The organism is Pedobacter sp. D749, from assembly GCF_019317285.1.
GTDB lineage: Bacteria > Bacteroidota > Bacteroidia > Sphingobacteriales > Sphingobacteriaceae > Pedobacter.
In genome coordinates this window covers 2031011-2052038 of the sequence record NZ_CP079218.1, presented here as the reverse complement: position 1 = coordinate 2052038, position 21028 = coordinate 2031011, and the positions used below count along the sequence as shown (strand labels likewise).

Here is a 21028-nt window from a genome sequence, read left to right as displayed (position 1 = left end):
ACAGTCCCCTATAATTTTAGTTGTTACATGAATGGTAAAAATCTCTTTATGGATAGGTTAAACCGGAGTCCCAATATGATCTATAATTGGGTTTATCAGTATCGCGTGCATTTAATAGCCTGGGCATCTTTTATCTTTTGGGAATCTGTCATTATTGGATTGGCAACAGGGATTTTTGGCAAATTCGGGAATTATGTAGTCCATTATATCGTAAACATCTGCCTGTTTTATTTACATGTCTGGCTACTCGAAAAAGCGACCATATTCCCAAGGAGGGCGATATATAAAATTCCTTTGTTTGTTATTTTCGAACTTGCTTTATATGTTGGTTTTGTCTTTTACCTTGATGTCTTTTTAAGAAAATACACCGACTACATCCCCAGTGCAGCAGCGCCGGTAGAAACGCGTTTACTCACTTTACTATGGAGATCTTCTTTTTTCCTGCTTTTTTCTACTGGTTATTATTTCTTAAAGCAGTTTATCAGTGAAAGGACAGAAAAATCACGTATTGAAAAACAGCGTTTTCAAATGCTTATTGAGAAGGAAAAGATGGATAAAGAACTGGCCATGTCTAAGAATGCTTTCATGAAAGCACAGATCAATCCCCATCTGCTTTTTAATACATTTGAGTTTGTACACCAAAAACTAAGTGCTTACGCTCCGGAAGATGCAAAAGTGATGCTTTACCTTTCCGACATGATGCGCTTTGCAGCTAACACGCAACACAATGAAGGTTATGTCCGTTTAAGTGATGAAATTTCACAATGTGAAAACCTGATCGGCCTGCACCGAATTACTCAAGGTGCAATTAATATTGAGTTTGCCAGTGGACCTGACCTTGATGAAATTAAATTAATTCCACTTGTTTTGCTTACTATTTTAGAAAATATGTTTAAACATGGAAACCTTAATGATGTAGAAAATAAGGCAACTATAGATGTTTACACTTTTGATGGAAAATTGCATATTGAGAGCCGTAATTTACCGAGATCAATAAAAAGCACGGTAGGCTTTGGTTCAGGGATGGATAATATCAGTAACCGACTCAAGTATGCCTACCATCAAAATGCAGAAATGACCGCAGGAATTGACGAAGAAGGCTTCTACACTTTAAACATCAGTATTTACTTGGATGCATTGACAACAGAAGCTAGAGGTAAAAAGACTGAACAAATTATCTCTTTTTAACAATTAAATTTGTTTGAAATAATAGACTTAAATTACTTGGCCTGCTCCATGGATTTTATATATCAAAGCCATACCGTTCACGTATAATCATAAGTGACAAATAACTTAACTACCAAAAAGTTGATTTTTGTCATCAAAAAAAATAAAAAACAACAAACAAATCGTAATATTAAACCTACAAAAATTCGTTTAATAGAATTAAAAACTTATTTTTGCGGCATGAAATTTATCAAACCAACCGCTCTAATATTTTCTTTAATTACCTCATTTTCTTGCTTAACAATTGGTGCTCTTGCCCAAAACAAGCCAACAGAACCAGCTAACATTTCGGAGAACATAGAAAAATTGGACGGAAATGCGATCATTAAGAGACTGGCTGATCAGCACAATTCATACAATAAAAATTTATCAAACAACAACTTTCCAAAGGAAGAATACATCATAAACAGAAAAAACTTAACCCTGATTAGTTTTAATGGCTTAGATTATTATGTAAAAAACAACAAGGTAATCGCTATTCAGGGGTTAAATCTTTCGGATAATGTATTGAACCAAATTACAGACAAACTGGTTGTTTTAGATAGTATCCAATTTAACCTATGTGAGTGTTCAAATGCCGAACGCTTTAATCCAAATGCAGATTTTCAAAAGATCAGGAATATCGAACGCAAATTTATGCTTACGCTTAAAATGTTATCAAGCACCGTAAGAGACATAGCTACAATTGCTAAAAAAGAAAACCCATCTTTAACTGTTGAAACCAGCATTGCAAAAATGCGTTTGCCAAATATTGATCATACTACAGCTAAAACAAGCACCCAATCGTTAGTTTCATTATCTAAATAACCGCATTTACAACCCTTATAGCAATTAGGAAAGAATAATAATTAATCCGTTTTCTTTTCCGAATATACTTCTGCAATCTGAGCAGACAGATATTTAAAAGCAAGTGGCATTTCGGTAGTCGGATTTTTGATGCTCCCCTCAATAAAAATGAACCCTTTATAATTTATTTTGTGCAAAGCTCTTAAATAAGGTTTAAAATCGTCGCCCATAACACCAGGCAATGTCCTGTTTTGTTTTTCGGCAACCTCTGAAAATCCAATCAAGTCGCCTGCCTCAATAATTTCATTAGGAGATTCTCCTTCACGCATCATATGGAAAATATCTGCGTTAAGTCTGAAATTAGGGTGATTAACTTCCCTTACAATCTCTGCTGCCGACTTTAACGAGGTGATGAAGTTAGTTTCGGTAGTCTCAAGGTTTTCTAACAAAATGGTAACGCTATATTTTCCGGCAATTTGCGCTAACTTTCCAGCCAAAATAACAAAATCAGATTTTGCCTTAACGATATTATAACCTGCGGGAATGCTTCTTGCACCCGAACTGCCCAAAACGATAAACTTAACTCCCGCTTGTCGCGCTCTTGAAAGAACCGTTTCGGTATAAGTTAAAACCTTTGCCTCATCTACCTCAGGTCCGGCTATTTTTAAACTTGCCGGGTAAAAAAGGTTACAGCTTAATACTTTACATTTTGCCGCTTTAATCTTTTTCAAATTGGCATTAAACTGATCATCGGTTAATGCAGGTGAAAGTATCTTCGGAACCGATTCGCCGATCATCTTAAAACCAGATGCATAAGCTAAACTATCCTGTGTTAAACCAGATACTATACCTAATCGCGGATAAACCTGTTTATCAGAACTAAAACCAGAAAAACCGATATAAATCAGGCAAATCAAAAAAGCCAGGTAGCTAAATTTTGTAATTCTCATATTCAAATGATTTGGTTAAAAAAATGGATTCTCAAGGCACTCCCCTCGCCCAATTAAACGAATAGCTTAGCAATAAGCGCCGGTGATTCTTGTTTAAAGATAATATAAAATCTGCCCATTAAGTTTTGTATCAGTAAAATCACAGATTGGGAAGGAAAACAAAATAAGGAGAGTTTATATAACGTAATCGAAAACAACGCCGATCTAAAATTGAGCGGAGCTACTGAAAAACATACCCTGGTATTGGGTAAAACACCAAAATTGAACCTGGATCGATTTGTTTGCACTAACCACAGAAATGACTAGCCTGGATACAAATGCATTTGCAAATTGTTGCATTAGGAAAATAACGAAACAAAAAGAGTAAAAAAGAGGCTGTCTCATAAATATAGAATTGTCATCCTAAGGATTAATTAATTGTTTAAAATCAATATGAGTGACGTACTATTGTCTTCTCTTATCCTACGGCGCGGTCTTGCCTCGGCTCGCCGCCGCCGAAAGGCTCTTTATTTTTGTTGTCAAAAAGAAACAAAAAACACCGGCTGAAAATTTTCTTTCGAAGCTAGTAGGTTGGCTTGGACAGTGCAGCCCGAAAAATTTGTTAGGCCGGATTTAAGTAGAACGGAGATATCGTGCTATGGCCTAGCTGGGCGGAAATACTAAAGTAATTAAAGCTATGATTAATAATGATTTGTAAAATAATGTCAATGTAACTTTTCGATGGACTAGAGTAAACCCAATCCTTCAGCTACTTAAAATCAGGCACAGGTAATAAATACCCGCCAAATAAAATATACGACCATAACAGAGTCCAGAATATATTAAATATTTGTGCGGTAACAAAAGTAAATGCAGGCTTCCCTCCCTGAAGTTTCACCAATGATGAAAATTTTGCTTCCATCCCAATAGAAATAAATGCGATTGCAAACCATACGGTGCGTAAACCATTTAAGGTTGGTCCGACACTTTTTGCCGTTGCAGGAGATAAAAGAAAAGAAAATACCAACGATGCCGCAACAAAACCCAATACAAATTTCGGAAATCGTTCCCATACAATTTTCAATCCCGGCCGTTCTGCTTTAAGGATTACGCCATCATCACCCTTAGGTTTTTTATAGGCCCACCATATTGCAATGAAAAATGCAGCAACACCAATAAAAACATTTTGCGAAAACTTGGCAATAACACCCGCTTTAACAGCTATTGGTCCAACCAAATCGCCTGCAGCAGTTACGGTTGCCGTGGTATCTAAAGTACCGCCCAGCCACGCTCCTCCAATCACTTCAGGTATATGAAAATACTTTACCGCCCAGGGCAAAATGATCATCATCGGGATAGCCATAATCAATACTAAAGTGGTTACATAAGATAACTTACGTTTATCGCCATTAATAGCGCCAGCGGCTACAATTGCTGCAGAAACCCCACATATAGATACTGCTGACGCTAATATCACACCAAATTCATCATCAACTTTTAACTTGCGGCTCAACCACATCGAAAAAAACCAGACTACGGTAACAACAATAACCGCCTGTATAATACCAGGCAAACCAGCTTTAATCAAATCGGCCGACAAAATAGTAGTTCCCAATATGACTAAACCTGTCTTAATATAAAATTCAGATCTTACCGCTTCTTTTAGCCAGGATGGCAACCTGATTAAGTTACCTAACGCGATACCTATAAGCAGTGCAAATACCACATATTCTAATCCAAAATAGGATACACTTTTATTGCCTCCGATAATAAAGGAAACAATGGCTAACAAATAGATAAGCGCAAAACCACCAGCAAACCGTACAACATTCCCCCCTGATAAACCTATAGCTATTGAAGCTAAAGCCAGAAAAACAGCCCCCATTTCAACAATCCGCAATAAGTTAGCTACCGATAATATTTTTCCCAAAAGATCTTCACTGTTTGCCCATTTAAATGCAGGTAAACTGATTACAGTGCCATTGCTGGTTAAATAAAGTACAGCGGCAATGATAATTGTTCCCAATATAACTGCCCACCAATCTTCGGTGAGTGATTGTAAAAATGTTTTCTTATCCGGGCTTATCCCCGCATCTGTTAAGGCCCCGGTAGTATCTGCTGCGTTATTTTGATTCGACATAGTATGATGTTAATTTGATTTCAGTTCTAAAAATATTTTTTCTGGCATTTAGCAAGCTACAGCAAGCGAATACGATCTTATTATAATATAAACCGTTACCCAATATCTAACTAAAGTAGTTATTCAGCAAGATTTTATCCGTAACAAATATTTGACCTTAAATCCTTTATCGCAAATCTGTCTAAAACTCAGTAATTCATTTTTTTTGCCCGATAATAAACAGGATGTTCGATATCGGGCATTTTCAAATCCAAAATAAAAATTAAACACCTATAAAACAATAACTTAACAATGGCACCCCTATTGTAAAGCCTGTTGTAAATTATTTGAATGGACAAACTCATTGAAGAAGAAGTTTCTTCGAAAAGGAAAAAGAAAACTTACCTCATCATTTTTATCATCATCATTGTTCTCGCCATTATCTTATGGTTGGTACGGTTTTATTTTAAGCCATCATTAACCGATGCTGATATTACTACAGCCAGGGTAGAGACCGGAATAATCGAAAATACCATTAACGCTACCGGCGAGGTACTACCTGAATTCGAAGAGGTTTTAACGAGTCCGATAAACGCATCGATTAAAAATGTATCAATGGATGCCGGTAACAAAGTAAATAAAGGTCAATCGATTTTATTGCTTGATAAATCGGTTAGCCAAACAGATTATGGAAAACTTCAGTTTCAAATGGAATCAAAAGAAAATGAGATCCGTAAGCTGAAATTGGATCTGGAGAAGAGTTTTTTCGATATCAAATCCAATAACAACATTAAACAATTACGGATCAGTAACCTTAAAGATGCGGTTTCTTCAGCTAAAAGATTATTAAAAGCAGGCGGCGGAACAAAGGAAGATGTAGAACGCGCAGAACTTGACTTAAAAGTTGCTGAACTAGAAAAACTTCAACTGGAAAATGAGATCAAGAGCAAACAGCAGACCATGAAAATTGAAATCAGGGAAGCTGAAATTGCTTTGGCCATCCAGAGGAACGATCTCAATGCGCTAAAACGAAAGCTCGATCTGGCTGACGTAGTTGCAACAAGGCCCGGCGTAATTACCTGGGTAAACAAAAATATAGGATCGAGTGTACATGAGGGTGATGCATTGGTCAAAATTGCCGATTTAAGCGGTTTTAAAGTTGCCGGGAGCATGTCTGATAACCTGCTCGATAAAATCCACAACAATATGGCTGCCATTATCCGCATCGGCAATACACAGTTACGTGGCTCCATTGTAAACATCTCTCCTTCAGTAAGCAACGCCATTGTTTCATTTGATATTCAATTGAACCAAAAAGACAGTAAAGAACTTCGGCCAAACCAAAAAGTTGATGTTTTTCTGGTTACCGCCACCAGAAATGGTGTATTAAGGATTGCCAATGGTCCGGCATTTAATGGTTCCAACCTGCAAGAAGTTTTTGTACTTAAAAATGGTATTGCTGAACGTAGAACCGTTAAAACCGGTTTAAGCAATTTCGATTATGTAGAAATTTTAAGCGGATTAAAAGCTGGCGATGAGGTAATTACCTCAGATATGGGTAATTATAAAAATACAAAAACCATAACCATCAGTAATTAAGACTATGCGAGGGAAATTTTTATTTATGGGTTTATTGATTGTAGTTACTTTGAAGGGTTTCGCATTTCCAAAAACTGACACCCTGCAATTCACCTTACAACAGGTTGTGGAAATGGCGAAGGCAAATTCTATTGCTGCCAAACAGGCCATCACCGTAAAGGAAACCAAATATTGGGAGTGGCGCACATTTAAATCCAATTACCAGCCACAACTCGCACTGGAAGGGATTTTACCGGGATACACCAAAACCTACACACAGGTTCAACAGCCTAACGGAAGTATACTTTTTCAACCGGTACACTACGATAACTCCTCGTTGACATTAAATTTTAGTCAGAGCATAGCCGCCACCGGAGGAACTGTTTATGGAACCACACAGCTCCAACGTTTTGACGATTTTGACAGGAATAGCGTGCTGTACAACGGAATCCCCTACGGTATTGGTTATACACAGCCCTTACTACAGTTTAACAGCCTAAAATGGGATAAGAAAATAGAACCCTTAAAATTCAATGAAAGCAAACAGGTTTTTATAGAAACACAGGAAAAAATTGCCATCACGGTTACAGAGTATTTTTTCGATTTGTTACTGGCACAGGTTAACCTGAACATTGCCAATTTAAATTATGGGAACACCAAACGCATTTTAACCATTGCCGGTACAAAATTCGAATTGGGCAAAATCTCTAAAAACGAAATGTTGCAGCTTCAGTTAGAAGTTTTAAATGCACAGAAGGCAGTTGGTACCGCAAAACGCGATGTAGAAATTGCCACCTTAAACTTGCGGAGCTATATTGGCATTGAAGGCGACGATAGGATTAAATTGGATATGCCTGCAGTAGTGGCCCAAATGACCGTAATTACTGAGAAAGTTCTGGCCGAGGCTTTCGAAAACCGTTCGGATGCCATTGGCTTTATCCGACGTTTGGCCGAAGCTAAAAGAGATGTAGCAAAAGCAAAAGGCGAAAATGGCTTAACTGCAACCTTAAGGGCTAACCTTGGTTTCTCTAATGCGGCAAACAGCGCTTTCGACATTTATCGTTCGCCAAAAAATCAGCAATCCGTCGAATTAAAACTTGCTATCCCTGTAATGGATTGGGGAAGATCTAAATCGCGTACCAAAACTGCTCAGGCCAACGAGCAATTTATCACCTATGCTGTAGAGCAGGATAAACAGACGTTTAAACAACAGATTGTAACGCAGGTAACGCTTTTTAACATGATGAAAGAACAGATTCTGCTTACTGATGAAGCCGAAAAGATTGCTGCCGAAAAATACAAAATTGCCAGCGAGCGGTATGTTTTGGGCAACCTGAGCATTACCGACCTCAGTATCGCCTTTCAGGAAAACGACAGGGCTAAACGCGATTATGTTTCCTCCCTGCGCGATTTCTGGGGTGCTTACTACCAGCTCCGTTACCTCTCGCTTTACGATTTCGAAAAAAACAGAAAAATAACCTATTAATAAATCTTAATTACTAATTATACATTATGATTCGCTTACAAAACATTGAAAAAGTTTACCGGACCGATACAGTGGAGACACTTGCCATCAACGGAATCAGCCTGGACATTGCCAAAGGTGAGTTTCTTTCGATCATGGGTCCATCGGGTTGTGGTAAAAGTACGCTCCTGAACATCATGGGTTTACTGGATGAGCCATCAAAAGGAAACATTAAAATCGACGAACAGGATATCAGCCGGTTCTCTGATCAGAAACTGGCAAAATTCAGAAACCAAAAACTGGGTTTTATCTTTCAAAGTTATCACCTGATCAATGATTTGCGGGTATTGGACAATGTAGAATTACCACTACTGTACCGCACTTCATCAGCCAAAGAACGAAAAGTGCTTGCTACTGCGGCTTTAGAAAAAGTTGGTTTAAGTAACCGCTTAAAACATTTTCCTACACAGCTCTCAGGCGGTCAGCGGCAGCGTGTGGCCATTGCAAGGGCTATTGTTGGCAATCCACAGATTATTTTAGCCGATGAACCCACCGGAAATTTAGATAGTGCGATGGGAAACGAGATTATGGATATCCTGATCAACCTGAATAAAAATGAAGGCACCACCATCGTTATGGTAACGCATGATGAAAGCATGGCACATAAAACACATCGCCTGGTACGTCTATTTGATGGTTCACAAGTTCAATAATCCGAAATCATGTTAAAAAACTACTTTAAAATAGTCCTGGCTGTATTGAAACGGAGAAAGTTCTTCACCTTCATCAGCCTGTTCGGGATCAGCTTTACGCTCACCATTCTGATGGTGGTTACGGCACTGGCTGATAAAATGATCAGTCCGGATTACCCCGATTATAAAAGAGAAAGATCGTTATACATAGAACGAATTGAGATCAAAAATTCTAAAGAAGGCTGGATGAACAGCAGTAATGTTTCCGTTTATTTTTTGGAACATTATGTAGCTACCTTAAAAAACCTGCAAAAATTGGCCATTACATCAGGTTCGAAATCATCCAATGCTTATGTAAACAATAAAAAACTGGTTATAGGTTATCAATACACCAATGCAGATTATTGGAATGTACTGGAATATAAATTTCTGGAAGGAAAAGCATTTTCACAAAAGGAAATTGATCATGCAGAATTGGTTGCGGTAATTTCGAAAGAAACAAAAGAAGCCTATTTTGGCGATGAAAAATCGGTTGTGGGTAAATTTATTTCTGCAGACAACATCAATTACAGGGTTATTGGGGTTATAGAAAATGTATCAGAAACCGTTCGGAATTTTAATGGCGATATGTATTTACCTTACAGTATTGCAAAAGAAAATCGCAACAATACTGATGTAATGGGGGCTTACAATGCAGTTCTGCTCGCAAAAAGTAAAACCGATCTTCCTAAACTAGAAAAGGAATTTAAACAGATGATCAAGAAAGTGCCAATTCCCAAGGATTTTGATAAACTGTACTGTAACGCCGATCCGTTTTTTACCAGCGTTAGCAGAAGAATCGGAGGCAATTCTACAAATGGTGCAGTTGCAAAGGTAATTACTTTGGCCAGCGGATTTATACTGCTTTTCTTGTTACTGCCAACCATCAACCTGGTTAATATCAACGTTACCAGGATTATGGAACGCTCCTCTGAAATTGGTGTTCGTAAAGCCTTTGGTGCCTCTTCAAAAACATTGGTTTACCAGTTTATTGTTGAAAATATGATCCTCACCTTTCTTGGTGGATTTATCGGCATAATCCTGTCGCTCGTTGTGATTGCGCTCATTAATGAATCCGATTTTCTTTCCAACATGCGCCTTACAATGAATTTTGCAGTGCTGTGTTATAGTTTCCTTGCCTGCGTATTTTTCGGACTCATTTCTGGTGTTTATCCAGCCTGGCGCATGTCGAAATTGAATGTAGTTAAAGCACTTAAAGCCTAAAAGATATTATGATGTTTAAACACCTATTTAAATTGATATGGAATAAAAGGAAACAGAATTTTCTTTTCCTTTCCGAAATCCTGATTTCCTTTCTGGTGAAATTTGCGGTTTTTTCTTACCTCACTTATTATTACCAGAATTATAGCAAACCACTTGGTTTCGATTATAAAAGAGTTTGGTCGGTTGCCTATGGTAATGGCCAGCTTCCTAAAAACCGCGATTCGCTGGTTACTTTTTATGATAATCTCACTAAATCATTAAAAGCCATGCCGCAAATCGAAAGTATCTCCCTTTCAAGTTCTAATTATCCCTATTCTGATAGTTTTATGAGTACAGGACTCACGCATAACAGACGAAAATACGATCGTGTGAGTAATTACATGGTCGGCAATGATTATCAGAAAGTATGGAACGTTTCTTTACTCGAAGGCAGATGGTTTTTGCCGGAAGATGCGGTAAGCAAAGACAAAGGGGTTATTATTAATGAAACCTTAAAAAATGAGATGTTTGGAAAACAAAAAGCAACAGGAAAGCTTATTGGCGATTTTGATGATAAAAACAAATTAAAGGTTATTGGCGTAGTAGCTGATATTAAAGCGAATGGAGATTTCCAGCCTGGCAGTAATGCTTTGTTCAGCCCTTTAGATACGGGATACTTAAAGTGGACTGGTACGGTTTTAATTAAAGTACGCGAAAGTGCAGACGCCACTTTTGAAAGTAAATTGTATAAATTTATGGCAACCTCTACGCATAACGCTGTGGAAATACAACATGTAGATGAAATGCGCGATAAGAGAAATAGGCAAACCATTATCCCAATGGTTATTTTTATCATTATTGCCAGTTTTCTGATTATTAATGTTGCATTGGGTTTATTTGGCGTATTGTGGTACAATATCAATAAGAGAAAAGGAGAAATCGGCTTGCGCAGGGCTATTGGTGCAAGCGGCCGATCGGTTTCTTATCAATTGGTTATGGAAGCGATTATATTGGCTACCATATCGTTACTGGTTGGCTGTTTCTTTGCTGTACAATTCCCATTACTGAGTGTTTTTAATATTCCTGCAAGTGTTTATATCATTGCGATGCTCTTATCGGTGGCATTCATTTATCTATTGGTTTTGTTTTGCTCTTTATATCCCGGTAAACAGGCGGCTAACATCCATCCTGCTGTTGCATTGCATGAAGAATAACTTATCTTAACTTCGCATATGATATTAATTGTTGATGACGATATAGCTGTACGTACTTCACTTTCGCTTCTTTTAAAAAACACTGGGAATGAAATCGTAAGTACAGATAGTCCTGTTCAGGCTTTTGAGGTGGTAAAAACCCAAAAGCCTGAACTTATTATTCTGGATCTGAACTTTTCGATTGGTACTTCGGGTAAAGAAGGTATGGACCTGCTCAAAAAAATCAGGGATTTCGATGCCGCTTTACCCATAATATTGATCACGGGCTGGGCAAGCATCGAACTCGCTGTAGAAGGAATGAAACTGGGTGCAAATGATTTTATCAATAAACCATGGAGCAATGAATATGTATTACAGTCGGTAGAAACGTTACTACAGTTAAACGGCAAAAAAGTAATATCAAGAAGCCGAAAAGAACTCGATAAAAAATATAATTTCAAGCAGATTATTGGCCAAGATCCTGGTTTGCTGGCTATTCTCGAAAACGTTGGTCGTGTAGCATCTACCAATGCCTCAATTCTGATTACAGGTGAAAGTGGAACGGGAAAAGAGCTGATTGCAGAAGCCATCCACGAAAACAGCACCCGCATGAGTAAAGCCTTTGTAAAAGTAAACCTGGGCGGCATTTCTTCCTCTTTATTTGAGAGTGAAATGTTTGGACATGTTCGGGGTGCGTTTACCGATGCCCGTTTTGACAGAACAGGCCGTTTTGAAATGGCAAACAAGGGTACTATATTTCTGGATGAAATTGGCGATCTGGAAGCTTCGAGTCAGGTAAAACTACTAAGGGTGCTGCAAGACAGAACTTACGAGGTTTTGGGCAGCAGCCGTACCAAAACGGTTGATACCAGGGTAGTTTGCGCAACCAATAAAAACCTGAACGAAATGGTAGCTTCGGGTCTGTTCAGAGAAGATTTATTGTACCGGATCAATTTAATTACCATTCATCTGCCTGCTTTAAGAGAACGTCCATCAGATATTCCATTACTTGTAAATTTCTTCATTAACAACATGAAAGAGATTTACGATCGTCCTGATTTATCCATCTCCTCAGCAGCAATGCGCTGGTTGCAACAACTGGCCTTGCCAGGAAACATCAGGCAGTTAAAAAACCTGGTAGAACGAACAGTATTGATCAGCCATAAAAATGAATTGGGAATCGATGAGTTTCAATCTCAACTGAATTTATCCCCTTTAAGGAACGAAAAAGTTAAACTGCCTGGTGTTGGCACGATGACTTTAGAGCAGATGGAAGCTGAAATGGTTAAACAAGCCATGAATTTCCATAAAAACAGGATTACAAAAGCCGCTGCATCTTTGGGGATTACGCGAAATGCACTTTACCGCCGGTTAGAAAAATATCAAATCCCTTTTAATGAAACTGAAGACTAAATATATCCTTTTTTTAGTGCTGCTCCACTTGATCTGTCTGGTGATGAGCTACTTCATTTTTAAAGAAAATAAGCTTATTTTCTTGCTTGCTGAGGTATTTATTATCATTTCGATATTGATTTCGCTGAGTTTATACAAACAGTTAATTGCGCCGCTTAGCTATTTGAGTCAGGGTGTTTCGGCAATAAAGGATAAAGATTTTAATGTTAAATTTCTGTCTACCGGCAAAAAGGAAGTAGATGAGCTGGTAGATGTTTACAACCGGATGATCGATGAACTTAGAACCGAACGGACCAAACAACAAGAACAGCACTTTTTTCTCGAAAAACTGATTCAAACCTCGCCTACAGGCATTATTATTTTAGATTATGATAAGCAGGTTAAACAAATTAACCCAAAAGCGACCGAAATTTTAAACAACAACCAACATCTGATTGAAAACCAGATATATGAACTAAAAACGGGCAGTTCTAAAGTAGTGCGCGTTAACGGGGTGCATACCTATAAGATCCAGAAATCAAGGTTTATTGACCGGGGTTTTGAGCGTATTTTCATCATGATAGAAGAGGTAACCGCCGAAATTTTTGCGGCAGAGAAAGGTGTATACAATAAAGTGATCCGAATGATGGCACACGAAGTAAACAATACGGTAGGACCGGTAAATTCGATCATCAATACTGCGCTATCACAAGAAAATCTGTGGCTAAACGAACAGGACTATTCCTTGAAAAATGCATTAAAGGTTGCTGTTGACAGGAATCAGAACCTAAATATTTTTATGCGCAACTTTGCAGATCTGGTTAAACTACCAGCGGCAAACAGAAAAAGAATAAACCTGGTTGAACTGATAAAATCGGTTACTGAACTCATGTATTTTCCGGCAAACGAAAAAAATATTAAAATTGATTTCGAAGGGTCTCATGAAAGCTATTTTATCCCGGCCGATGTTGAACAAATGGAACAGGCACTGATCAATATTATTAAAAATGCAATTGAAGCCATCGAAAATACAGGAAAAATTACGTTAACGTTAGATCAGTCTAAACAAATGCTCACCATTTCAGATACCGGAAAGGGAATCTCTCAACAAGATACTGAACAGCTGTTCAGCCCATTCTTCAGCACTAAAAAAGATGGACAGGGAATTGGACTGACCTTAGTGCGCGAAATTCTTTTAAACCATGGCTTTGATTTCTCGCTAAAAACAATACAACCTAACGAAACACAGTTTTCGATCAAGTTTATATCAGGTTGATTTGTTACGAATCATCAAAGTAAATAGATTATTTTAAGTTCTAAACAGGCAGGGCAGTTTCGCGTTTGGCCTGTGTAATTACAAGTGAACTATTCAGGGTACCTATGTTATCCAAGCGACCAAATTTGTTGGTTAGGAAATCGTTATAAGCGATCATATTTCTGGCAACAACCTTTAACATAAAATCAAAGCCGCCCGTAGTATGATAACATTCCAATACTTCATCGAATTTGCTTACCTCCTGCTGAAATAACCTGAAAGTATTAACAGAATGATTGGTAAGCTGAACCTGCAAATAACAGATCATACAGTTGCCGAATTTATTAGGATCAATTAATGCCACTACAGAAGAAATGAACCCTAAACGTTCCAGGCGTTTTACACGTTCCTGAATCGGAGATTTTGAAAGATGTAGTATAGCGGCAAGTTCTTTGTAGGTTAGCCTTGCATCTTTTTGTAAAAGTGCTAAAATATCTCTGTCAGTTTGGTCAGGAGTGTATAATTCCATTATAGTGATTAGTCTATTTATTTCTTTTAGGCTTAGTTTTATAATGAATACCCAAATATATGAATACTCTCTATTAAACCCTTATGCAGATCATAAAAAAAGAACAAAATCTTGTTTTAAAGTATAATTAAAACTACAAACGAAATTAAATTCCGCCAAAACCCACTCAACAGGACATTTTCCCTATTTAACAACCATCTTCGTTTTAATTGTCAATCTGAAGGATATTTGTTTAACGAATGAGACAACTGCTAGCAGCAGTGCGTTGATTTAGTTTAGTTAATGATAACAAGAGCGCCAGCGCGATGCTGGCGCTTTTGCTTTTTAAATTAGCCCCTTACCTGGTGTAAATTCACTTCAAGTAGCCCCCCTGCTCCACCATCTTTAAGCACATCTCGCTCCTATTTCCAATTTCAATACAAGAAGATAAAAAAATGATCATGTCGAAAATCTTCAACTTTTTTTTGGAATATTCAGTTTTTAGCTTTTACTTTGAAATACAAAGTACTTTACATAACATAGAAAAGTGAAACAGTTTATTCCATTAGGCTTACAATATCTGCAAATCAATATTATCTAACAGCAAGCTATGCACAGAGAAGAACAAAAACTCAGGCAATATGCCAAAATATACATCTGTACAATTATTGCAGGATTGGCGGTAAGCGGATTAACTGCATTTCCCTTAGAAACAGAAATGGCCTATCTGGTTAAACATGTGGAAATTTTACCAATTAGCCTGCAACTTTGGCTCGGAGAAATTTATCATGCGCTCAAAATGACCAATCTACATTATCCATTTTTAAGTTATGGTACCGATTGGCTGGCTTTTGCGCATCTCATGCTGGCCGTGCTTTTTATCGGTCCATTAAAAGATCCTTTAAAAAACAAATGGGTAATCGACTTTGGTATCATCTGCTGTATTGCGATCATTCCATTAGCCTTAATTGCCGGTAACATCCGTCATATCCCAGTGTTTTGGCAAATGATAGATTGTTCTTTTGGCATTCTCGGAATTATCCCGTTGATTCTTTGCCGAATCAACATCAAAAAAATTGAAATATTAGAAGCGCATTAAGGATTATGGACTTTGTAGATAAAGATTCTATCATAAGGAAAATATGGGGCAATACAGATGTTGTTCTTTTTATTTTTGCCGGTGCCGCAGCAGAATTTAGCCTGAATAAAGCTGTTGATTGGTTATATTTTACAGGCAAACTGCCCAAAGATCCATTAGGAAGACTGTTTTCTACGGTTGCTTATGCACAGAAAATCGTATTTTCTACTTTAACTGAAGCCCATGCAGTGATAGATCAGATTACTATGATCCATCAGCATGTTGAAGCTGGAAGAAATGCTAAAATTCCAGATTGGGCCTATAGAGATGTATTATTTATGCTGATTGACTATTCTATCCGTGCTTTTGAAGTGCTCGAAAGAAAACTCACTTTAACAGAAAAGGAAGAAATATTCAACACCTTCTATCTGGTTGGTCACCGCATGGAAATAAACGGACTTCCAACTAGTTTTGCTACCTGGCAAATGATGCATGAACAACAGCTCCAGGAAAATTTAATATATAGCCGCTTTTCTCATGATCTTTTTGATCAGTATAAAAAACACCTGGGTGCGCTGAGGTATCTGTTAATGCGAAAAATACAGGCACTGATCGTTCCACTTAAAGTGAATGAGTTGCTTAAACTAGGGAAAGGAAAACCTATTAAATCAGTGCTTGATTTATATAAAATAAGCCGAAAACTGAAAGTGAACAAACCGTTACGAAACTTAATTCTTCCGGCAGCGTATAAGGCACAGATTTTAAACCTCGAAGCTTTTTAAGCATAATGAAGCTGTATCACAAAGTTAATTTCAACTCATATTGTCATGTTGAGCTCAGCCTGTACTGAGCTTGACGAAGTATCGAAACGCCCTGCCAAGGCCTATTTAATCTAGTCCTTCGACAGGTTACCATTGAAAGAATCCAATAAAATGGTCGTCATTGCGAGTAACCATCAGGTCTGTAGCCTGAAAAAAATAGGAATGACGTACTATATGCACTTTCTAAAGTATTAGGTTTAAGATTTTGCATCCTGCAAAACTCATTGAGCTAAGATGTCTAAGGTGGTCGTAAAATTTAAAGACTATGCAGTTTAATTAACCACCTTAGACACCTAAGAACATCTAATTCATTAAATAATCTTTTAAGCTTTCACACCATACAAAGAACATCTAAGCTTATATGTCCTTAAATGTCTTATATGGTCAAAAAAATAACACTAAATATCAGTTGTTTACATAAACGTCATTATAAGGCACGAAGCAATCCTAAAGCCCACGCTGGTAGCGATCGCTGTAAGAATGCTTCGCGGCCAATTAATTCGTTTAAATTCCCTGTCTTTCCGATTTTAGGCAATAAATTGACTCCATCATTGACATTATTCTACAAACAACTATTAATCAATATGTTAACGACTTCCATACTTAACAGGAGTTCTTTATAAGCACTATAAAAAAACTGTTCGCCGTCGCACATCGACTGTTCGGAAATGAACAGCCTTCGATAAGCAAATGAGCAGAAACACCTCTTAAGAAGCAATTAAGGACACATTTGTATTTTGGCACCAGCTTGGTTAACCATGCAACTGAATAATGTTGGTACAAACTGATTCGCAGTAGCAAACAGACTACCATCGTGTAAAAAAATAACATTTAATTAAACACCAGATGAAAACCTCAATTAAAACGCTAATCACTATGGCATTTGCCTTAACAACCTTGATGGCTACCCTTCCAAACGATTTAAGGGCTACAGAAAAAAACAATACATTACTTTACAACATTCAAAACTTTAGAAAGATTGTGATAAAGGGCAATGTAGAAGTAACATTGGTTCAGGGGATTTCCATTGGAGTGTCTTATGCTGATGATAACACTGGAAATGTGAAAGTGACGCAGCAAGGCGAAATACTACGCATTACAGGTCTTGATAAAGAAAAGTGTAAACTTATTGTTTATGTAAACGACATCTACCGCATTGAGGCCGATCAAAATGCAGTAGTGAAAACAGAAGCTAGGCTCACTACCAAATTTCTCCAGATTATTCTTAAGGGAAATGCCTTTGCCGATATTAACACCAGTACCGAGGGGCTATATACTGAAATTCTCGACAGCAGTACGTTAAAATTAAAAGGTAACACCAATCGCCATGCTTTGATTATGGGCAAAGCAACCAATTTAACCATCGATCATTTTGCTGCTGCCCAAACGGATGTTAGCCGGGTAGAAACCTCTGAGGAAGAAATTGCCGCTCTTGTTCTTTAAAAAAATTCAAACCTCTACCATTGACAGATTCCGATAGAATGGTCGTCACCTCGATCCGATAAGTATCGGATGTAGCGCAGAAAAATGGAGAGATCTTTGAACTATCTTAAAAGATTTCTCCACTACGATCGCAATGACGATGCTTCGAGACCATTCGCGGTGCTAGCTTTTAAAAAAAAAGCAGCTCTTTTTAGAACTGCTTTCAAACCTGGGCTAAGGGTCAATGTCATTAAGTTAAGAGATAAATAGCAAAAAGATGTCACCCTGAGCGTAGTCGAAGGGCATTTATTTGCGATTTATCCATCTCAAAAGTCTTCGACTACGCTCAGACTGACGACCGCGGTACTTATTTAGCCTTGTTCAATTTCCTTCAGACTATTCATTTTTTTATAGGCTAAGAATCCTTTTATATCTTCAAAGTGTTCACGAACACGCTTATTGCCAAATTCAAATACTTTTTGTACCAATCCATCTAAGAAATCCCGGTCATGCGATACCAAAATTAAAGTACCATCAAAATCTTTCAATGCATCTTTAATAATGTCTTTGGTTTTCATATCCAAATGGTTAGTCGGCTCATCGAGGATTAATACATTTACAGGCTCTAACAATAATTTAATCATAGCTAAACGCGTTTTCTCGCCACCAGAAAGTACTTTAACCTTTTTAGTGGTATCATCGCCACTAAACATAAAGGCACCTAAAAGGTCTTTGATTTTTATTGAGCCGTCGCTTAACGGAATCTGGTCAATGGTTTCGAATACAGTAAGGTTCTCATCAAGTAATGCGGCCTGGTTTTGCGCAAAATAGCCAATTTTAGCATTGTGTCCTACTTTTAAACCGCCTTCAAAATCTATCTCGCCCATGATGGCTTTAATCATCGTCGATTTACCTTCGCCATTTTTACCAACGAAAGCCACTTTTTCTCCGCGTTCGATCACCATGGATGCTTTTTCGAAAACCACATGATCGCCATAAGTTTTAGTAAGTTCTTCTACCATTACCGGATACTGACCTGAACGTGGCGATGGCGGAAACTTTAATCTCAATGCTGAGGTATCTACTTCATCAATTTCGATCACTTCAAGCTTCTCGAGCATTTTTACGCGCGATTGCACCTGTAAGGTTTTAGAATAAGTTCCCCTGAAACGATCGATAAATTCCTGGTTATCTGCAATAAAACGCTGCTGTTCTTCGTAAGCTTTTAACTGGTGGATACGGCGATCAGCACGCAATTGGAGGTAATGGGTATATTTGGCCTTGTAATCATAAATCCTGCCCATGGTTACCTCGATGGTACGATTGGTAATGTTATCTACAAAAGTACGATCGTGAGAGATGACCATTACGGCCTTCGCCGAGTTGATCAGGAAATCTTCCAGCCATTGAATACTTTCGATATCCATGTGGTTGGTAGGCTCATCCAGTAAGATCAGATCAGGTTTCTTCAATAAAATCTTCGCTAACTCAATCCGCATACGCCATCCACCCGAAAATTCAGAAGTTTGGCGACCAAAATCTTTACGCTCAAAACCCAAACCTTTCAACACTTTCTCTACTTCCGCATCATAATTGATTTCTTCAATGGAGTAAAATTGCTCACTCAGTTCCGATACGCGCTCGATAAGCTTCATATAATCATCACTTTCGTAATCGGTACGGATAGTCAATTGCTCGTTCAGTTCATCAAGCTCTTTTTGCATCTGGTTTACCTCTGCAAAGGCTTTCATGGTTTCCTCGAAAACAGTAACATTGTCATGAGTGAGCAAATGTTGGGGCAAATAGGCAATCACTGCTTCTTTCGGACCTGTTACACTACCGGAAGTAGGTTTGGCTACATCGGCAATGATTTTTAGTATAGTCGACTTGCCTGCACCATTTTTACCCATAAGGGCGATTTTATCGTTCTCGTTTATCGAAAAGGTTACATCGCTAAAAAGGGTAGTTCCGCCAAATGAAACGGAGATGTTATTTACATTAATCACGAACTGGGAATATTAAATTAGCGGCAAAGATAAAGGAAAGCGGTTAAATTTAATAGCCAGTATGGAAAAACCTCAAACTATTGATTCCATCTCATAAAATTTGAACTGAACAAAATTCAAACAAGAAGCTGTATCATAAATATTGAACTGTCAATCTGAGGGATAATTTATTTTATAAAAATCAATATAAATGACCTAATTAATCTTCACGTAAAAATTCCCTTGTGTTACCGTCATTTCGAGCGGAGTGCAACGCAGTCGAGAAATCTAACTAAATAGATCTCTCCACTTCGCGTTGCTTCGGTCGAGATGACGACCATTCTATTGGAGTCTTTATGATACAGCCTCTATACAATCCTTAGCTATACTTAATCAAAATCCAGCCAGAAAAACTAATGATGAAGTTTTTTCGCTCTTAAATATTCAATAAGTTCTTTTGGGCGGTCCGTTTGGATCAGGTTTGCTTTATGGCTGATCAGCCAACCCCAGCTTTCATCTTTTTTGTTTTCTTCAACCGCCAGGTCATCATCATGACCACCGTTCTGTTCTGGCCATAAGCTATTGATCCATAAACCATAATTTGTTCTAAGGCTGGCAATATTTTTTAACACCGATAAGGTATCGCTACTGAAGTTGGCCTGGATAATGGTTTTTTGATGGGGTTTATAACTCGCGATAATTTCTGAAGCATCAGCTCTTTTCATATCCACTATTGGCATGATGGTAATGTCTTCCTCAATTTTACCTACCTCCTGTTCTATCTGGGGTAATGGTGTACTTCCTTTGACATTCACGATGGCCTGGCCGATCATTCCCTGTTCACGCAGTTCCTTAATTACCTGAGGATAATAATCATATCCCTTATCTACATCAATAATGATCTTATCTTTCGCAATGGCCAGTATTTCCATAAAGGTTGGTATATGGTGTTTAGTTGGATGCCCCGAACCTGAGCGTAGGAAAAATGTTTTTATTTCAGACAGGGTATAATCAGAAACGTCACCTTTTCCTGTTGTGGTTCTATCAATGGTTTGATCGTGCATGATCACCAGCTGGCCGTCTTTTGTTTTCTTCAGATCCAGTTCCATAATGTCTACTCCCATAGCAATACAGTTTTTAAGGGCCTGAATTGAATTTTCAGGCGTATTGCGCCAGTCGCCACGATGGGCAGTAACCAATACCCTCTGGCTTTTAGGGTTAAGTACTTCTTTTAAACTAGCTTCTGGTACCGATTGTGCAAACCCACTAAATGCAATTAATGCTATGGATAACTGTAAAATAATTCTTTTCATTTCGTTTTTATTAAAATTTGATA

General features: G+C 37.9%; 17 protein-coding genes. 12 read left to right on the top strand and 5 right to left on the bottom strand.

Annotated elements, in window-relative coordinates; genetic code table 11:
* Positions 1-48: 48 nt before the first annotated feature.
* Together KYH19_RS08195 and KYH19_RS08190 are read left to right on the top strand one after the other, a co-directional pair.
* Positions 49-1188, top strand: coding sequence for a sensor histidine kinase (locus KYH19_RS08195; protein ID WP_219078292.1), 1140 nt, complete (start codon positions 49-51; stop codon positions 1186-1188).
* Between the two features lie 219 nt (positions 1189-1407).
* On the top strand, positions 1408-2034 hold the full coding sequence (locus KYH19_RS08190) for a hypothetical protein (protein WP_219078291.1): 627 nt from the start codon (positions 1408-1410) through the stop codon (positions 2032-2034).
* Between the two features lie 41 nt (positions 2035-2075).
* Here the strand turns inward: KYH19_RS08190 and KYH19_RS08185 are convergent, their stop codons facing one another.
* The gene (locus KYH19_RS08185) at positions 2076-2963 is read right to left on the bottom strand and encodes a sugar phosphate isomerase/epimerase (RefSeq protein ID WP_219078290.1); all 888 of its coding nucleotides are present in this window, start codon (positions 2961-2963) and stop codon (positions 2076-2078) included.
* A gap of 748 nt (positions 2964-3711) precedes the next feature.
* Complete coding sequence (locus KYH19_RS08180; RefSeq protein ID WP_219078289.1) at positions 3712-5082, bottom strand: YeiH family protein; 1371 nt, start codon at positions 5080-5082, stop codon at positions 3712-3714.
* Positions 5083-5412: 330 nt separating this feature from the next.
* Here KYH19_RS08180 and KYH19_RS08175 point away from each other — a divergent pair, with 330 nt between their 5' ends.
* The 7 genes from KYH19_RS08175 to KYH19_RS08145 are packed head-to-tail and all read left to right on the top strand — an operon-like array spanning position 5413 to position 13899.
* On the top strand, positions 5413-6660 hold the full coding sequence (locus tag KYH19_RS08175) for an efflux RND transporter periplasmic adaptor subunit (protein WP_219078288.1): 1248 nt from the start codon (positions 5413-5415) through the stop codon (positions 6658-6660).
* Between the two features lie 4 nt (positions 6661-6664).
* A complete protein-coding gene (locus tag KYH19_RS08170; RefSeq protein WP_219078287.1) occupies positions 6665-8125 on the top strand; it encodes a TolC family protein in 1461 nt (486 codons plus the stop codon).
* A 26-nt stretch (positions 8126-8151) separates the two neighbouring features.
* Positions 8152-8817, top strand: a complete 666-nt coding sequence (locus KYH19_RS08165) for an ABC transporter ATP-binding protein (protein WP_121287904.1) — start codon at positions 8152-8154, stop codon at positions 8815-8817.
* A gap of 9 nt (positions 8818-8826) precedes the next feature.
* Entirely contained in the window at positions 8827-10059 is a 1233-nt protein-coding gene (locus KYH19_RS08160) for an ABC transporter permease (RefSeq protein WP_219078286.1), read from the top strand.
* Between the two features lie 11 nt (positions 10060-10070).
* A complete protein-coding gene (locus tag KYH19_RS08155; protein ID WP_219078285.1) occupies positions 10071-11252 on the top strand; it encodes an ABC transporter permease in 1182 nt (393 codons plus the stop codon).
* A gap of 18 nt (positions 11253-11270) precedes the next feature.
* A complete protein-coding gene (locus KYH19_RS08150) occupies positions 11271-12644 on the top strand; it encodes a sigma-54 dependent transcriptional regulator (RefSeq protein WP_219078284.1) in 1374 nt (457 codons plus the stop codon).
* Positions 12628-13899, top strand: a complete 1272-nt coding sequence (locus KYH19_RS08145; RefSeq protein WP_219078283.1) for a PAS domain-containing sensor histidine kinase — start codon at positions 12628-12630, stop codon at positions 13897-13899. The genes KYH19_RS08150 and KYH19_RS08145 overlap by 17 nt, the downstream gene beginning before the upstream one ends.
* A gap of 40 nt (positions 13900-13939) precedes the next feature.
* Here the strand turns inward: KYH19_RS08145 and KYH19_RS08140 are convergent, their stop codons facing one another.
* On the bottom strand, positions 13940-14407 hold the full coding sequence (locus KYH19_RS08140; protein ID WP_132399798.1) for an Lrp/AsnC family transcriptional regulator: 468 nt from the start codon (positions 14405-14407) through the stop codon (positions 13940-13942).
* Positions 14408-14996: 589 nt separating this feature from the next.
* On the opposite strand from KYH19_RS08140, the gene KYH19_RS08135 reads away from it, so the two are divergent.
* From KYH19_RS08135 to KYH19_RS08125, 3 genes are all read left to right on the top strand, one after another.
* The gene (locus tag KYH19_RS08135) at positions 14997-15485 is read left to right on the top strand and encodes a hypothetical protein (RefSeq protein ID WP_219078282.1); all 489 of its coding nucleotides are present in this window, start codon (positions 14997-14999) and stop codon (positions 15483-15485) included.
* 5 nt (positions 15486-15490) lie between these two features.
* Positions 15491-16246: an oxygenase MpaB family protein gene (locus KYH19_RS08130; protein ID WP_255562590.1), complete on the top strand. Its 756-nt coding sequence runs from the start codon at positions 15491-15493 to the stop codon at positions 16244-16246.
* Positions 16247-17131: 885 nt separating this feature from the next.
* Entirely contained in the window at positions 17132-17728 is a 597-nt protein-coding gene (locus tag KYH19_RS08125; protein ID WP_219078281.1) for a GIN domain-containing protein, read from the top strand.
* Positions 17729-18078: 350 nt separating this feature from the next.
* On the opposite strand, the gene KYH19_RS08120 is transcribed toward KYH19_RS08125, so the two are convergent.
* Both KYH19_RS08120 and KYH19_RS08115 read right to left on the bottom strand, forming a co-directional pair.
* Positions 18079-19713: an ABC-F family ATP-binding cassette domain-containing protein gene (locus KYH19_RS08120; RefSeq protein ID WP_219078280.1), complete on the bottom strand. Its 1635-nt coding sequence runs from the start codon at positions 19711-19713 to the stop codon at positions 18079-18081.
* A gap of 392 nt (positions 19714-20105) precedes the next feature.
* On the bottom strand, positions 20106-21005 hold the full coding sequence (locus KYH19_RS08115; RefSeq protein ID WP_219078279.1) for a glycerophosphodiester phosphodiesterase family protein: 900 nt from the start codon (positions 21003-21005) through the stop codon (positions 20106-20108).
* Positions 21006-21028 lie beyond the last annotated feature (23 nt).

Excerpts from the sequence above, each read along its gene's own strand:
- KYH19_RS08115 (WP_219078279.1), bottom strand. The coding sequence starts at position 21,005 with ATGAAAAGAATTATTTTACAGTTATCCATAGCATTAATTGCATTTAGT.
- KYH19_RS08130 (WP_255562590.1), top strand. The coding sequence starts at position 15,491 with ATGGACTTTGTAGATAAAGATTCTATCATAAGGAAAATATGGGGCAAT.
- KYH19_RS08165 (WP_121287904.1), top strand. The coding sequence starts at position 8,152 with ATGATTCGCTTACAAAACATTGAAAAAGTTTACCGGACCGATACAGTG.
- KYH19_RS08125 (WP_219078281.1), top strand. The coding sequence starts at position 17,132 with ATGAAAACCTCAATTAAAACGCTAATCACTATGGCATTTGCCTTAACA.
- KYH19_RS08180 (WP_219078289.1), bottom strand. The coding sequence starts at position 5,082 with ATGTCGAATCAAAATAACGCAGCAGATACTACCGGGGCCTTAACAGAT.
- KYH19_RS08145 (WP_219078283.1), top strand. The coding sequence starts at position 12,628 with ATGAAACTGAAGACTAAATATATCCTTTTTTTAGTGCTGCTCCACTTG.
- KYH19_RS08160 (WP_219078286.1), top strand. The coding sequence starts at position 8,827 with ATGTTAAAAAACTACTTTAAAATAGTCCTGGCTGTATTGAAACGGAGA.
- KYH19_RS08155 (WP_219078285.1), top strand. The coding sequence starts at position 10,071 with ATGTTTAAACACCTATTTAAATTGATATGGAATAAAAGGAAACAGAAT.
- KYH19_RS08190 (WP_219078291.1), top strand. The coding sequence starts at position 1,408 with ATGAAATTTATCAAACCAACCGCTCTAATATTTTCTTTAATTACCTCA.
- KYH19_RS08175 (WP_219078288.1), top strand. The coding sequence starts at position 5,413 with ATGGACAAACTCATTGAAGAAGAAGTTTCTTCGAAAAGGAAAAAGAAA.
- KYH19_RS08140 (WP_132399798.1), bottom strand. The coding sequence starts at position 14,407 with ATGGAATTATACACTCCTGACCAAACTGACAGAGATATTTTAGCACTT.
- KYH19_RS08195 (WP_219078292.1), top strand. The coding sequence starts at position 49 with ATGGATAGGTTAAACCGGAGTCCCAATATGATCTATAATTGGGTTTAT.
- KYH19_RS08185 (WP_219078290.1), bottom strand. The coding sequence starts at position 2,963 with ATGAGAATTACAAAATTTAGCTACCTGGCTTTTTTGATTTGCCTGATT.
- KYH19_RS08170 (WP_219078287.1), top strand. The coding sequence starts at position 6,665 with ATGCGAGGGAAATTTTTATTTATGGGTTTATTGATTGTAGTTACTTTG.
- KYH19_RS08150 (WP_219078284.1), top strand. The coding sequence starts at position 11,271 with ATGATATTAATTGTTGATGACGATATAGCTGTACGTACTTCACTTTCG.
- KYH19_RS08135 (WP_219078282.1), top strand. The coding sequence starts at position 14,997 with ATGCACAGAGAAGAACAAAAACTCAGGCAATATGCCAAAATATACATC.